This is a genomic window from Agrobacterium sp. LAD9 (genome assembly GCF_003031125.1).
Lineage (GTDB): Bacteria > Pseudomonadota > Alphaproteobacteria > Rhizobiales > Rhizobiaceae > Agrobacterium > Agrobacterium radiobacter.
This window is the reverse complement of record NZ_PHGS01000025.1, coordinates 322,672-337,150: the sequence shown is the minus strand read 5'-3', so window position 1 is coordinate 337,150 and position 14,479 is coordinate 322,672. Positions and strand designations below refer to the sequence as shown.

The window sequence follows — 14,479 nt, the reverse complement described above, 5'->3', positions numbered from 1 at the left end:
CAAAGGAATCTCCCTCCCTCTTTTGCCGATTGAACTCCGATCACAAGACCCAAAATTCCGGCAAAAATCATCTTCTTATTTGTATTACTATTAGACACGTCCATATGCTGTCAAGCGCTATAGCGGTGTGAGCAGCAGCAGTGCCGGTTGTTCGAACCACAAAAGATGAATCGTTTATCCATTTGATATTAATTGATATATTTCAAAATCTGAGATCAGACACACCATTCTGAAATTGAAATATGCGAAAATGCCTCTTTTCAAGAGTATTACTATATGCTCATAGTGTCTCCGTCACGCTGACATCATCTCTGGGAGGATTAAGATGAGAAAAGCTCTCGCGACAGTTACTGTCGCCGTTTCGCTGTGCCTTGCATCAAGTGTTTCCGCCAAATCGCTTACCGTCGGCTTCTCGCAGATCGGTTCGGAATCCGGCTGGCGCGCGGCTGAAACCACCGTCACCAAGCAGCAGGCAGAGAAGCGCGGCGTCACGCTTAAATTCGCCGACGCGCAGCAGAAGCAGGAAAACCAGATCAAGGCCGTTCGCGGCTTCATCGCGCAGGGCGTGGACGCGATCCTGATCGCGCCGGTCGTCGCGACCGGATGGGATGCCGTGCTTAAGGAAGCCAAGGAAGAAAAAATCCCTGTCATCCTGCTCGACCGCCAAATCGAGGCTCCGGACGATCTTTACCTGACCGCCGTAACCTCCGATCAGGTTCATGAAGGCAAGGTTGCCGGCGACTGGCTGGTCAAGGACGTCGGCTCCAAGGATTGCAAGGTGGTAGAACTGCAGGGCACGACCGGCTCTTCGCCCGCCATCAACCGCAAGAAGGGTTTCGAAGAGGCCATTGCTTCGCACAAGAACATCAAGATCGCACGCTCGCAGACGGGTGATTTCACCCGCACCAAGGGCAAGGAAGTGATGGAAAGCTTCATCAAGGCCGAAGGCGGCGGCAAGGACATCTGTGCGGTCTACGCCCACAATGACGACATGGCCGTCGGTGCGATCCAGGCGATCAAGGAAGCCGGTCTGAAGCCCGGAACCGACATCAAGATCGTCTCCATCGATGCCGTGCCTGACATCTTCAAGGCCATGGCAGCCGGTGAAGCCAACGCCACCGTCGAGCTGACGCCTGACATGGCCGGCCCGGCCTTCGACGCGCTCGAAGCCTATCTGAAGGACAAGAAGGCGCCAGCGAAGTGGATTCAGACCGAATCCAAGCTTTACACGGCATCCGACGACCCGATGAAGGTCTACGAGGCGAAGAAGGGTCTGGGTTACTGATACCCCATTCTTCGGAAGGAGCGGCGCGTCGTTCGTGCCGCTCCATCATGGCATTCTTCATGCGGAACCTGCTCAATGTCCGAAACGGCACCACTTCTGGAAGCACGCGCCATCGGCAAATCCTTTCTGGGGATCACGGCGCTCGATGGCGTCGATTTTTCGCTCGGGCACGGTGAAATCCATGCCCTGCTTGGCGAAAACGGCGCGGGCAAATCGACGCTCATCAAAATCCTGACTGGCGTTTATCACCGCGACAGCGGTTCGATCTTTCTGGAGGGCGGCGAAATCTCGCCCGCCAATGTGGGCGAGGCGCAGGCGCTTGGCATCGGCACGGTCTATCAGGAAGTGAACCTTCTCGAAAATCTGACGGTTGCCGAAAACCTGTTTCTCGGCCGCCAGCCGCGCCGCTTCGGGCTGATCGACCGCAGCACGATGCAGAAGAATTCGCAGGCGCTGCTCGCCCAATACGGGCTTTCCATCGACGTCAACGCCCTGCTTTCCAGCTATTCCGTCGCCATTCGCCAGATCATCGCCATTGCCCGCGCCGTCGACCTTTCCGGCAAGGTGCTGGTGCTGGACGAACCGACCGCCAGCCTTGACGCCCATGAGGTCGAGATGCTGTTCGGGGTGTTGAAAAACCTGCGCGCCCGCGGCATCGGCATCATCATCATCACCCACTTCCTCAATCAGGTCTATGATATTGCCGACCGGGTGACGGTGCTGCGCAATGGCCGCCTCGTCGGCACCCGCGACATCGGCAGCCTGCCGAGATCCGAACTCATTTCGATGATGCTCGGTCGCGAGCTTCAGCATATTACCCACGAACACCAGGCGACCGAAGATACGGTCGCCGAGGGCGAGCCGCCAATCCGGTTCGAAGCCTATGGCAAGCGGGGCAGCATCGCCCCCTTCGATCTCGGCATCCGGCCGGGAGAGATCGTCGGCGTTGCCGGTCTTCTTGGCTCCGGACGAACGGAGACCGCCTTCCTGCTGTTCGGCATCGACCGTCCCGATACCGGAACGGCGATGATTGACGGAAAACCGGCGGCGATTTCGTCTCCCGAGGCCGCCATTGCGGCCGGGTTCGGCTTCTGTCCAGAAGAGCGCAAAACGGATGGCATCATCGGCGACTTTTCCGTCACCGATAATATCGCGCTGGCGCTTCAGGCCCGGCAGGGCTGGGCACGGCCACTGTCGCGCCGGCAGAAGGCAGAGCTGGCCGAAAGCTTCATCAAATCGCTCGATATCCGCCCGGCCGACCCCAACCGGCCGATAAAATTCCTGTCCGGCGGCAATCAGCAGAAGGCCATTCTGGCACGCTGGCTCGCCACCCAGCCCAGACTGCTGATACTCGACGAGCCGACACGTGGCATCGATATCGGCGCGCATGCGGAAATTCTCAAAATGATCGAAAAACTCTGCGGCGAAGGCATGTCGCTCGTCGTCATCTCCTCCGAACTGGAAGAACTGACGGCCGTTGCGCATCGTGTGGTCGTGCTTTCCGACCGCCGCCATGTCAGTGAATTGAAAGGCAGCGAAGTGACCGCCGACAACATCATGCGGGCAATTGCGGATGCGGCGAAAACGGAGGCGGCGTGATGGTGGCTGTGACACGACGCTTCAAAAGACTTGCTCCCCAGCTTGCCGCGCTCTTTATCATTCTGGCAGCGATTACAATCATTTCGCCGGGTTTTCTGCATGTTTCTTTCCAGAATGGCCGGCTCTATGGCAGTCTGGTGGATATTCTCGTGCGCGCCGCTCCCGTGGCGCTGCTGACCATCGGCATGACGCTGGTTATCGCCACCAAGGGTATCGATCTTTCCATCGGCGCGGTCATCGCCATCTGCGGCGCGGTCGCGGCCACGCTCATCAGCAATGGCCATTCCATTCCCTCGGTCATCGTCATCTCACTTGCGGTGGGCATTGCCTGCGGCCTGTGGAACGGCGTGCTGGTCGCCCTTCTCGATATACAGCCGATCATTGCCACCTTGATCCTTATGGTGGCGGGACGCGGCATCGCCCAGCTTATTACCGAGGGTGTCATTCTCACCTTCAACAATGACAGCTTTGCCGCCATCGGCTCCGGCTCGTTCGCAGGCATCCCGCTGCCCGTCATCATCTGGGTGGCCGCGGCGCTGTTGCTCGGCCTTCTGGTGCGTAAAAGCGCGCTCGGTTTCCTGATCGAGGCCACAGGCATCAATCGCCGTGCAGCGGCGCTCGCCGGCGTGCGGGCGCGCTTCCTGCTGTTTTTTGTTTATGCCGTCTCCGGCCTCTGCGCGGCCATTGCCGGCATGATCGTGACCGCCGATATTCGCGGCGCGGATGCCAACAATGCCGGGCTGTGGCTGGAACTGGACGCGATCCTGGCGGTCGTGATCGGCGGCACATCGCTGAATGGCGGCCGCTTCTCCATCACGGCTTCATTGATCGGCGCGCTCATCATCCAGACCATCAATACCGGCATCCTCGTCTCGGGCTTTCCGCCGGAATTCAACCTCATCATCAAGGCAGGCATCATCATGGTGGTGCTCACACTGCAATCGCCGGCAATCATGGCCGTCCTCGGTTTCGTGAAAGCGCCGAAGCCGCACGTCAAACCGGCGGCGACCAATGGCATGACCAAGGAAGGAACCGCGCGATGATCCACAGCCGCAATCTGCCCTTCCTCACCACGCTGACGATCTTCGTGGTCGCCTATCTGCTGTGTGTGCTGCAATATCCGTCGATCCTGTCGACGCGCGTAATCGGCAATCTTCTGACAGACAATGCCTTCCTCGGCATCGCGGCGGTGGGCATGACCTTTGTCATCCTGTCGGGCGGCATCGATCTCTCCATCGGTTCGGTCATCGCCTTCACCAGCGTCTTCGTGGCGGTCATGGTCGGCACCTATAACATCCATCCGCTGCTGGCCTTCGCCATCGTGCTGGCAGTCTCGACGCTGTTCGGCTGCCTGATGGGGGCGATGATCCGCTTCCTGTCGATCCCGCCTTTTGTGGTGACACTGGCGGGCATGTTTTTGGCGCGCGGCGCGGCCTATCTGATTTCCACGCAGTCGGTGCCGATCTCCCACCCGTTCATCGATGCGATACAGGGCTTTTATTTCCGCTTTCCAGGCGGCGGCAGGCTGACGGCGCTGGCCATGCTGATGCTTCTCGTCTTCGCCGCCGGCATGCTGATCGCCAGCCGCACCCGCTTCGGCGCCAATGTCTATGCGCTGGGTGGCAATCCGCAATCGGCCGAGCTGATGGGTGTGCCGATTGGCGCGACGACCATCGGCATCTATGCGCTTTCCGGTTTCCTGTCGGGCCTCGCTGGCATCGTTTATACGCTCTATACCTCGTCAGGTTATTCGCTGGCGACGGTGGGCGTGGAACTGGACGCCATCGCCGCTGTCGTCATTGGCGGTACGCTTCTGACCGGCGGCACCGGGCTGGTGGCGGGAACCTTTATCGGCCTTCTGATACAGGGGCTGATCCAGACCTACATCGTTTTTGACGGGACGCTTTCTTCCTGGTGGACGAAAATCGTCATCGGTGTGCTGCTTTTCGTCTTCATCGTGTTGCAGCGCGCAATCATCTGGTATTCAAACAGGAGACTGGCCGGACCGCATCCGGCATAATTGCCAAGGGAGGCTTGCTTGGGGCTGCTCGAAACGACGATAAGCGGGCGAAAACGCCGGAACAGCCACGCCCATGTGGTCTCCGAACTCGGCAGCGCCATCGTCTCGGGCAGGATTGCGGAAGGCTCCCTGCTGCCCAATGATGCCGAACTTTCCTTGCGGTTCGGCGTCTCCCGCACCGTGCTGCGCGAGACGATGAAGACGCTGGCGGCGAAGCGTCTGGTGGAACCAAAGGCCAAGGTGGGCACCCGCGTTCTTGACCGCTCCAGCTGGAATTTCTTCGATCCCGACGTGCTGGGCTGGCGCTGCGAGGCCGGCATAGATCAGGAATTCGTCACGCATCTGGCGGAGATCCGCCTGGCGCTGGAACCAGCGGCGGCGGCGGCGGCGGCCCTGCAGGCCTCCAATGACGATATCGTTTCCCTTTACGTCATCGCCGCCAAATTCGACAATCCGAAACATACACCGGAAAGCATCGCCAAGGTCGATCTCGAATTCCACCTTGCGGTCGCGCATATGTCTGGCAACCCCTTCATGCGCTCGGCAAGCGGGCTGATCGAAGCTGCACTTGCGATATCCTTCCAGCTCTCATCGCCGGCCGCTTCGCCTGGCACCATCGCCGAGATCGCGTCCAATCATCTGCGCATCGTACATGCGATTGCGGCGCGTGACGCGGATGCGGCGGTGAAAGCCATGCGCCATGTGATCGAGGTAGGCAAAGACCGGACGCAGAATGCGATAAAGGCGCCCTAAAGACGGAATAACGCCTTCTCTTCTCTTAAGACCCGCACGAAGGCGGGTCTTTTTTCTTCGAGGGGTGGCTTACCCCTGCGAGGCCTCGACCTGCGGGACTACCCCGCGGCGCGACGCCATCAGCGATGCACCGAGAAGGGCGGCAATCGCCACGAAGACGAAGACCATCGTCGCACCCTGAAGATCGATCAGCAGACCGCCCAGAACCGCACCGCTGGAAATCGCGATCTGGAACGTGGTGAGCAGCAGCGCGCCGGCACTTTCGGCTTCGTCGGAAGCGGCCCTCGTGATGAAGCTCTGCACGCTGACTGGAAGTGCGCCGAAGGCAAAACCCCAGGAGGCGATGGCAAGGCCGGCAATCAGGGGCGACGCACCCGCCACGACCAGAACGGAAGCCGATGCGGCGATCAGGGTGGCGGCAAACGTCACCGCCCATGCCGTGTTTTTCTCGGAGAGGAAACCGCCGAAGAGATTACCGAAAAAGCCGCCGACACCATAAACCAGAAGGACGAGCGAAATCGCCTCGACGCCAAGAAGCGTCACATCTTCCAGGAACGGACGGACATAGGTGAAGCCGGCAAAATGACCCGCAACGATGAACAGCGTCGTCAAAAGGCCGATCCGGACCTGCGGCCGCTGCAACAGGCGGAACATGGTGGAAAGACCCGGTGCGCCAGCCGGCGGCAGCGACGGAACAGTGAGCAATTGCGCGAGAAGCGCGATGACACCGAGCGCACCTGCAACCACGAAGGCAGAACGCCAGCCAAGTGTCGCGCCGATCCACGCGCCCACGGGCGCGGCGCAGACGGTGGCGACCGAAACTCCTGTCAGGATAATGGCCATGGCACGCGGCATTTTATCAAGCGGTACGAGTCTCAGCGCCAGCGCCGCGGACATGGCCCAGAAGCCGCCAAGGCCGATGCCGAGCAGAACGCGCGAGGCAAACAGCATGAAGAGACCGTTTGCGAAGGCGGCCAAAGTGCTGGAGATGATCAGCAGCGTGGTCAGCCCAAGCAATGTCCAGCGGCGATCGATGCTGCGTGTGCCAATGACAACGCCGGGGCCGGCGACCGCCGCGACCAGCGCCGTAACGGTAATGGATTGGCCGGCGATGCCGGAGCTGACGGCGAGATCGGCCGAAAGCGGCGTCAGCAGACTGACCGGCAGGAACTCCGCCGTCACCAGCCCGAAGACGCCGAGCGAAAGCGAAACCACGGCGGCCCACTTCGCATCCGGCTCTGTCTTGCGCGGCACATATTCGAGTTCGTTTATGGTCCGGTTGCTCATGTAAATCTCCTGATGCGCATTTCCGGAATGCGCTCTGAAACGGAATGGCAAAATGGTGAAACCGGTGGGAGGCCAGTTCATATTCTGCAAATCAATGGTCGTAAGCTATGCGTGACAGCCCGGCGTTTCCATGCTAGAAAATCCGTATTCCTTAACCAAACATCCAAATTTGCGAGAGCGCCATGAATGATGCCCTGACGGAAATGTTGCGTGGCCTGAGGCTCGACGGCGTGGAATACGGCCGATGCCGCATGGCCACCCCCTGGGCGACAGCTTTTCCCGAGCAGGAAGCGGCACGGTTCCATTTCATCGGTGTCGGCCAGGCGAAATTGCGCAAACCCTCCGGCGAGTGGCTGACGCTGACATGCGGCGACGCCGTTCTTCTGCCCCGCGGCCACGCCCATGTGCTGGGTAGCGGCGAGGATGTGACGCCTACCCCCTTCGACCGTTTCGGCAAGAAGGAAGTCTGCCAGGGCGTTTTCGACCTGCAATGCGCCAGCGCCGGCGGCGATACCGTGGCCTTTACCGCTTCGATGCGTTTCAACATGGATAATCTGCACCCTCTCCTGCAGCTGATGCCGGATGTGATGTTGACCAGTGATCTCGCCAAAAGCGATCCGGCCATTCCGCATCTGCTGGAGGCCATGACGCGTGAGGTGGAACTGAACCGCGTTGGCGCGGGCGGCATTCTGGCAAGGCTTGCCGATGTGCTGACCGCGACGTTGATCCGCACATGGGTGGAGTATGGCTGCGGCGATTCCAGCGGCTGGCTGGCTGCGGTGCGCAACCCCGAACTCGGACGGGTGCTGGCCGCCATCCACCTCAATCCCGAAAAGGACTGGAGCGTGGAGGAGCTTGCTTCCCTGATGGGCGCTTCCCGCTCCAGTTTCGCGGAGCGCTTCACCCGCGTGGTGGGCGAAAGCCCGGCGCGCTATGTGGTGCGCGTGCGCATGCACCAGGCACGGCTGTGGCTGCGCGAAGGCATGCGCGTGACGCTGGCGGCGGAAAAACTCGGTTACGATTCCGAAGCCTCCTTCAGCCGCGCCTTCAAACGCGTGCTCGGCGCACCCCCCAGCCAGTTTCGCCGGAAGGACACGGCCGGGTTGGAGGATGCGGCTTAAAAGCTACAAACAAACCGGATAGGATATCCGCGTGAGAGCAGATCCGCCCGAAGCGGAAGGGCGCCGTCCGGGGAGCATCCACCATGAGTATTGCCGACGACGCCCGTTTCTGGAACCGGACCGCTCGGAAATATGCAAAGGGCAGGATTTCGGATGAGGCCGGATATGAGCGCACGCTGGAGCGGACCCGTGCCCTGCTGAATCCGGATGACAGGGTATTGGAACTGGGTTGCGGCACCGGGACAACGGCGATCCGGCTTGCGTGCAGCGTCAAAGACTATCTTGCGACGGATATTTCCGCCGGCATGATCGCAATCGCCGAGGAAAGAAAACACGCCGCCGGCCCTCTCCCGAACCTCGTTTTCAGCACTGCGACCGTGGAAACGCTTGCCCCCGACCCTCATCAGTTCAACGTGGTGCTGGGTTTCAACTATCTTCATCTGGTGCGCGACCTGCGCGGCACATTGCAGCACATTCATTCCCGGCTTGGCCCGCGCGGGCTGTTCGTCACCAAGACCCCCTGCGTTAGGGATATGAACCCGTTTATCCGCCTTGTCCTGCCGGCGATGCGTGCGATCGGCAAGGCGCCCTTTGCCGGCGTGTTCAACGCGGCCGAGCTTGGCCGGCATATAAACGCCGGCGGTTTTGACATTCTGGTCACGGAAATCCACGCGACAAAGGGCAATGACAATCGTCCTTACATCGTGGCGCGCAAAAGGTGATCTGAGCCGCCTTCAGTGAAAATTGCGGGAAATGACCTTTATCCGCTCCACCTCGTCCGCATCATCCACGGCAGGCGGCGGATGCTTCCTGATAGTGCGGTGATCATCCGGTGGAATGCCGTGGTGGAACTCATCACCACGCCCATGCGGCAGGGGAAAGGCATGGTTGCGTTCGCCCACGCTGGCCAGCGCCTCCGACAAATCTGTCAGCCGATGGGCGACCAGATGCACCACCTCACCCTCCCGCTGGATCTTGCCGTAAATACCGACCATGCCGGCAGACAACACCACGCGCCGGTATTTTTCGAAGGTTTTCACCCACAGCACCGCATTGGCGATGCCCGTCTCATCCTCCAGTGTCATGAAGATCACCCCCTTTGCCGAGCCGGGGCGCTGGCGCACCAGCACCAGACCCGCCGTTTCCAGCCATGCGCCATCACGGGCGCGCACGGCCTCCGCACAGGTGACGATGCGGCGGCGGGAAAGATCGCGCCGCAGGAATATCATGGGATGTTCGCGCAGCGTCAGCCCGACATGGCCGTAATCCTGAACCACCTCACCACCGTCAGTCATGGGCCTGAGCGCGACGGAGGGTTCCTGAAGCTCATCCACCACGGTGTTTTCCCGGCTGGCGGCGGCGGCGAAGAGCGGCAGCGGCTCATCCCGCAAGGCCTTGATGGCCCAGAGCGCCTCGCGTCTGGCAAGCGAAAGCGACGGTAAAAAGGCATCGGCTTCGGCGAGACAGACGAGGGCAGCGGCGGGAACGCCCGCCCTTCGCCAGAGATCATCCACTGAGGCAAAAGGCCGATCCTGCCGCACATTGACTATATCGGCAGCATGTTTGTTGGAAAGCCCTTTCACCAGGCGCATACCGAGCCGCACGGCAAACCGCTCGTCGCCTTTCGCATCCTTCTCACCCGTGGGCTCCAGCGTGCAATCGAAGCGGCTGTTATTGACACAGACCGGGCGCACCTCCACGCCATGATCGCGCGCATCGCGCACGATCTGCGCCGGGGCGTAAAACCCCATGGGCTGTGAATTTAGAAGGGCAACACAGAAAATATCGGGATAATGGCATTTCAGCCATGAAGAGGCATAGGCAATCAGCGCGAAGGAGGCCGCATGGCTTTCGGGGAAACCATAGCTGCCAAACCCTTCCAGCTGCTTGAAGATGCGTTCGGCGAATTCTTGCTCATAACCGCGCTCCACCATGCCATCGATCAAATCCTGCCTGAATTTGGAGATGGTGCCGACATTCTTGAAGGTCGCCATCGCTCGGCGAAGCTGGTCCGCCTTACCGGGGGAGAAACCGGCGCATTCGATAGCGACGCGCATGGCTTGCTCCTGAAACAATGGCACACCGAGTGTTTTGCCCAGTACCCCTCTAAGCTCTTCTTTCGGATAATGCTCATCCTCTTGTCTGTTACGGCGGCGCAGATAAGGATGCACCATATCGCCCTGAATGGGACCGGGACGAACGATAGCGACCTGAATGACGAGATCATAAAATTTTGCCGGTTTCAGACGCGGCAGCATCGACATCTGCGCCCGGCTTTCGATCTGGAAGGTACCAAGCGTATCGGCCTTCTGGATCATTTTGAAGGTTGCGGGATCATCTTCCGGCATGGAAGTAAGGTCATATTTTTTACCATAGCGCTCCTCCAGTATGTCAAAACCGCGTTTCATGCAGGACAGCATACCGAGAGCCAGACAATCCATTTTCATGAACTTCATGACATCTATATCGTCCTTGTCCCATTCGATGATCTGGCGATCATCCATGGCGGCGGGTTCGATTGGCACCAACTCGTCCAACCGGTCATGGGTCAGAACGAAGCCGCCCGGATGCTGGCTGTGGTGACGCGGCGTACCGACAAGCTGATTGGCAAGCTCAAATGCAAGCCTCAGGCGGCGATCCTCCATATTGAGGTTCAGCTCCTTCACCTGCTTCTCGTCCACCCCCTCGCTCCAGCGCCAGACCTGCGAGGATAGAAGTTTCGTCAAATCTTCCGGCAGGCCGAGAACCTTGCCGACATCGCGCAGCGCACCCCTTCCGCGATAACGGGTGACGACCGAACACAGCGCGGCCTTGTCGCGCCCATAGGTGTCATAGACCCACTGGATGACCTCCTCACGCCGCTGATGTTCGAAATCCACATCGATATCAGGCGGTTCACGCCGTTCTTCAGAAACGAAACGTTCAAACAGAAGATCGACCTTGACGGGATCGATGGCGGTAATGCCAAGCACGTAACAGACAACCGAATTGGCCGCCGAGCCACGTCCCTGGCAGAGAATATCCAGCGAGCGTGCATGGCGAACGATGGCGTTTACCGTCAGGAAATAGGGGGCGTATTCCAGCCTGCCGATCAGTGTAAGCTCATGTTTCAGCGCCTTTTCCACCTTCTCCGGCAAACCCTTCGGATACCGCCCCGGCACCGCCTCCCAGACCATTTTTTCCAGCGCCTGCTGCGCCGTCAGCCCCGGCAGCGTGCGCTCTTCGGGATATTGATAGACCAGTTCCTTCAGCGAAAAAGTGCAGCGCTTCGTGATTTCGAGACTGCGGGCCAGCGCTTCGGGGTAGCGGGCAAATAGCCGGTGCATTTCCTCCGGCGGCTTCATATAGCGGTCGGCATGCCGCTCGCGGCGGAAACCCGCCTCGTCGATGGTGCAATTATGCCGGATGCAGGTGACGACATCCTGCAGCATGCGCCGCTCGGGCACATGGAACAGTACTTCATTGGTCACCACCGTCGGTATACCTGCGACTTGAGCCATATTGGACAATTCGAAAAGCCGCATCTGGTCATTGGGACGTCTTCTGAGGCTGAGCGCCATATAGGCGCGATCCGTAAAAGCGGCTTTCAGCCGCCGCAGGCGAAGCGCGCAGAGATCATCCGCGAGATCAGCGAGCAGCACCACGATCAGGCCTTCGCCATAGGCGACGAGATCATCCCATGTCAGCCGGCACTTACCCTTGCCGCCCCTTTTCTTGCCCACGGAAAGCAGCCGGCAAAGCCGGCCGTAAGCCGGGCGATCCATGGGATAAACAAGCACGGAAAGGTCGTCATCCAGATCGAGCCGGCAGCCGATGACGAGCCGGATGCCGTTGGTACTTGCCGCCTCGTAAGCGCGGGGAATGCCCGCAAGGCTGTTGCGATCGACGATGCCGAGCGCCTCGATGCCGAGGTTTTTGGCCTGTTCGAACAGCTCCTCACAGGAGCTTGCGCCGCGCAGGAATGAAAAATGCGTGGTCACCTGAAGTTCAGCATAACGCGGCGTGCTCATGCAAAGACCCCGTGGATGAACCAGCCCTGCGAGCCTGTCTCCGCATGTTCGCCATCGCCGGAGCGGAAAATCCAGAAGCGCTCGCCGCTTTCATTTTCCACCGTGAAATAATCGCGCACGGCTTCCTTTTCCCGGTCGCGTTTCCACCATTCGCCGAACACCCGTTCCGGCCCGTCGGCGCGCCGCACATTATGGCGCACGCCTTTCCAGATGAAATAACGCGGCGGATGATCCGGCAGCAGCGCCAGCGTCTCGATGGGTTCCGGCCTTGCAAAAAGCCTGATCGGGCGCGGCCAGTGGCCGGGCCAGCCGAGGGTATCCTCAGATGCAAGCGCCGCAACGCGGGCAACGGAGCGTTCCGGCACATCGCTTGCCACCGCCGCATAACGATAGACCCTGTGGCCGCGATTGAGGATAACATCGACCGTATCGGCGATGTCCGCACGCCCCTCCTCCAGAAGCGAGGACCGGGCCTGCGCGGCGAGAAGCGGCTCGGCATGGGTGGCAGTCAGCACCATCATCTCGATACCGAAACCGGGATCAATGGTGTCGATACGGTCGGTCAAAAGCCGGACAAGCTGCTTGATGTCGCGCACCGGTCTGGAGGTGCCGGCCCGCACCGCCTGCAGACCGCTATCGACCCGATGCAGCACCAGATCAACCCTGCGGGCGCCGAGGCCGCGCTTTTCAAGTGCTGCGCAAAGCCCCGTGACCAGCTTTTGTGTATAACGGGCAATCGTCTCCGCCGCTGCGATCGGCTCGGGAAAGGCGCGACGCACCTCCACCAGTTCGGCCGCGCGCACCGGCTCTATGGGTTCGCCGATCTCCCCGAAAGCCTGGGAAAGACGCCGGACGAGTTCGGGGCCAAAACGCAGGGTCAGCGGCGCGCGCGGGGCTTCGGCAAGCTCGCCGATGCTGCGAAAGCCGAGTACCTTCAACCCGGAAACGATACGCTCCTCCAGCCTCAACGCGGCAAGCGGCAACCCGCTGATCGCTGCCCGCTGTCCGCCCGGCGGTATGATGCTGATCTGCTCGCGGCCGAAGCGGGCCAGCGCATGGGCAGCACCCCAGCTATCGGCAATGGCAGCACGGGCGGCAAAGCCTGCGGCATGCAGGCGGTTGACCATGCCGCTCAACATCAGCGTCTCACTGCCGTGCAGATGGTCCGCTCCCGTCGTGTCCAGCACCAGCCCATCCGGCGCATCGGAGGCGACGATGGGGGCATAGATGCGCAGAAAATGAAAGGCCAGCTGCTGCAGGGCGCGGGCATCTCCAGCCGCATCCAAATCTTCCACGAGAAGGCCCGGCACCAGCGCCTGCGCCTTGCTGACCGGCGTGCCGGGCCGGATGCCCGCCGCCTTTGCCGCTTTGTCCAGCGCCAGCGCCAGCCGGCGGCTGCCCTGGCGGCCGATCATGACCAGCGGCTTTTCAACCGGTGGCGCGTTCTCTCCCGAAAGACGCCGGAAGCGATCCGTCGGCCATGTCGGCAGGTAGAGCGAGACGACCCTTTGCATCACAGGCTTCCACTTCAAATTCGGCACTTTCGCCGCCGCGACATCGCAAAAGTTCGAGAAACCAGCGCGGCCTGCCCACCCCCGGCACCGGCAAGGGCGAAGAAGGACGGACGGAGATGCGCCAGCGGGTCACCGCCGCCGTCGGCTCGCCGTACAGCGCCGCATCGGCCGCACGCCGGAAATGGCGGATGGCGATGCCGGTAACACCGGAGGTTTCCGCCGCCAGTTGCAGCCGTCGCGAGGCGTTCATCGGCAATTTTGCCACCTCACCCATCACCGCGCCGAAACCATTGCAGCGTAAACCCTCCTCGAAACAGTCGAGCACGCCCTTCTCATCGCGGCATTCAACAATGATGAGCCGGTTCTGCGAAAGGCCGGCCTGCGTCAGCCCCGGCATGAACAGATCCCGCCGGGTAACGCACCATAAAACCTTGCCGGAAAGCCTTGCCGCCACACCGGCCGCAAAAAGGGCGGCCGCCGCACCATCGGCAGCGCCATTGCCGCCGCCGCTCAGCTCATGCAGACAGCCGAGCTTGAGCCCGCCTCCCGGCAGGCGATGGTCGATGGCATCCACGCCGAAAGGCAAGGTCTCGTGCAGCCGCTCAGGGCCGTTACCGATCCTTTCCAGCCTTTCACGCAGCTCTTCGACAACGAGCAACTGATCCGCGCGCTTTTGCATGGCATGACAGGTTTCAATTCCGGTTATTCATCTCTATTGTTCTTGTTTTGTTCCTATTTCAGCAAAGAGTCAAGCAACAGGTCACCACTCTTCAACAGTTTGCACGGGAAGAGGAGATTCTGGCCTTGCAGCCCTTCGTCCCGACGTTAAAACGGAAGTGACCGCTCGCCGCCTGTTCACCCTGACAACGGCAACGGACATCATGGTTTGG

At 60.5% G+C, this 14,479-nt stretch carries 11 protein-coding genes; 7 read left to right on the top strand and 4 right to left on the bottom strand.

What is annotated here, in order from left to right:
- The first annotated feature begins 325 nt into the window (after positions 1-325).
- From ytfQ to DA915_RS22975, 5 genes are all read left to right on the top strand, one after another.
- On the top strand, positions 326-1,285 hold the full coding sequence (gene ytfQ / locus DA915_RS22995; protein WP_003506544.1) for a galactofuranose ABC transporter, galactofuranose-binding protein YtfQ: 960 nt from the start codon (positions 326-328) through the stop codon (positions 1,283-1,285).
- A 75-nt stretch (positions 1,286-1,360) separates the two neighbouring features.
- On the top strand, positions 1,361-2,884 hold the full coding sequence (locus tag DA915_RS22990; protein ID WP_107677415.1) for a sugar ABC transporter ATP-binding protein: 1,524 nt from the start codon (positions 1,361-1,363) through the stop codon (positions 2,882-2,884).
- Positions 2,884-3,927 (top strand): ABC transporter permease, encoded by a 1,044-nt coding sequence (locus DA915_RS22985; RefSeq protein ID WP_192886641.1) that lies wholly within the window; start codon positions 2,884-2,886, stop codon positions 3,925-3,927. The genes DA915_RS22990 and DA915_RS22985 overlap by 1 nt, the downstream gene beginning before the upstream one ends.
- A complete protein-coding gene (yjfF, locus tag DA915_RS22980) occupies positions 3,924-4,904 on the top strand; it encodes a galactofuranose ABC transporter, permease protein YjfF (RefSeq protein WP_003506538.1) in 981 nt (326 codons plus the stop codon). Before DA915_RS22985 ends, yjfF begins: the two co-directional genes overlap by 4 nt.
- Before the next feature lie 18 nt (positions 4,905-4,922).
- Positions 4,923-5,657: a FadR/GntR family transcriptional regulator gene (locus DA915_RS22975; protein WP_020011781.1), complete on the top strand. Its 735-nt coding sequence runs from the start codon at positions 4,923-4,925 to the stop codon at positions 5,655-5,657.
- A 69-nt stretch (positions 5,658-5,726) separates the two neighbouring features.
- On the opposite strand, the gene DA915_RS22970 is transcribed toward DA915_RS22975, so the two are convergent.
- Positions 5,727-6,944, bottom strand: a complete 1,218-nt coding sequence (locus DA915_RS22970) for an MFS transporter (RefSeq protein WP_080867432.1) — start codon at positions 6,942-6,944, stop codon at positions 5,727-5,729.
- Positions 6,945-7,126: 182 nt separating this feature from the next.
- On the opposite strand from DA915_RS22970, the gene DA915_RS22965 reads away from it, so the two are divergent.
- Both DA915_RS22965 and DA915_RS22960 read left to right on the top strand, forming a co-directional pair.
- On the top strand, positions 7,127-8,065 hold the full coding sequence (locus DA915_RS22965) for an AraC family transcriptional regulator (protein ID WP_003506534.1): 939 nt from the start codon (positions 7,127-7,129) through the stop codon (positions 8,063-8,065).
- Positions 8,066-8,148: 83 nt separating this feature from the next.
- A complete protein-coding gene (locus DA915_RS22960; protein WP_107677413.1) occupies positions 8,149-8,787 on the top strand; it encodes a bifunctional 2-polyprenyl-6-hydroxyphenol methylase/3-demethylubiquinol 3-O-methyltransferase UbiG in 639 nt (212 codons plus the stop codon).
- Between the two features lie 12 nt (positions 8,788-8,799).
- Here the strand turns inward: DA915_RS22960 and DA915_RS22955 are convergent, their stop codons facing one another.
- The 3 genes from DA915_RS22955 to DA915_RS22945 are packed head-to-tail and all read right to left on the bottom strand — an operon-like array spanning position 8,800 to position 14,268.
- On the bottom strand, positions 8,800-12,075 hold the full coding sequence (locus DA915_RS22955) for an error-prone DNA polymerase (RefSeq protein WP_107677412.1): 3,276 nt from the start codon (positions 12,073-12,075) through the stop codon (positions 8,800-8,802).
- On the bottom strand, positions 12,072-13,589 hold the full coding sequence (locus DA915_RS22950) for a DNA polymerase Y family protein (protein WP_192886640.1): 1,518 nt from the start codon (positions 13,587-13,589) through the stop codon (positions 12,072-12,074). Before DA915_RS22950 ends, DA915_RS22955 begins: the two co-directional genes overlap by 4 nt.
- On the bottom strand, positions 13,504-14,268 hold the full coding sequence (locus DA915_RS22945) for an ImuA family protein (RefSeq protein WP_107677410.1): 765 nt from the start codon (positions 14,266-14,268) through the stop codon (positions 13,504-13,506). The genes DA915_RS22950 and DA915_RS22945 overlap by 86 nt, the downstream gene beginning before the upstream one ends.
- Positions 14,269-14,479 lie beyond the last annotated feature (211 nt).

Bases quoted from the DNA above. Each gene is read 5' to 3' on its own strand.
- ytfQ (WP_003506544.1), top strand. From the start codon at position 326: ATGAGAAAAGCTCTCGCGACAGTTACTGTCGCCGTTTCGCTGTGCCTT.
- DA915_RS22990 (WP_107677415.1), top strand. From the start codon at position 1,361: ATGTCCGAAACGGCACCACTTCTGGAAGCACGCGCCATCGGCAAATCC.
- DA915_RS22985 (WP_192886641.1), top strand. From the start codon at position 2,884: ATGGTGGCTGTGACACGACGCTTCAAAAGACTTGCTCCCCAGCTTGCC.
- yjfF (WP_003506538.1), top strand. From the start codon at position 3,924: ATGATCCACAGCCGCAATCTGCCCTTCCTCACCACGCTGACGATCTTC.
- DA915_RS22970 (WP_080867432.1), bottom strand. From the start codon at position 6,944: ATGAGCAACCGGACCATAAACGAACTCGAATATGTGCCGCGCAAGACA.
- DA915_RS22965 (WP_003506534.1), top strand. From the start codon at position 7,127: ATGAATGATGCCCTGACGGAAATGTTGCGTGGCCTGAGGCTCGACGGC.
- DA915_RS22960 (WP_107677413.1), top strand. From the start codon at position 8,149: ATGAGTATTGCCGACGACGCCCGTTTCTGGAACCGGACCGCTCGGAAA.
- DA915_RS22955 (WP_107677412.1), bottom strand. From the start codon at position 12,075: ATGAGCACGCCGCGTTATGCTGAACTTCAGGTGACCACGCATTTTTCA.
- DA915_RS22950 (WP_192886640.1), bottom strand. From the start codon at position 13,589: ATGCAAAGGGTCGTCTCGCTCTACCTGCCGACATGGCCGACGGATCGC.
- DA915_RS22945 (WP_107677410.1), bottom strand. From the start codon at position 14,268: ATGCAAAAGCGCGCGGATCAGTTGCTCGTTGTCGAAGAGCTGCGTGAA.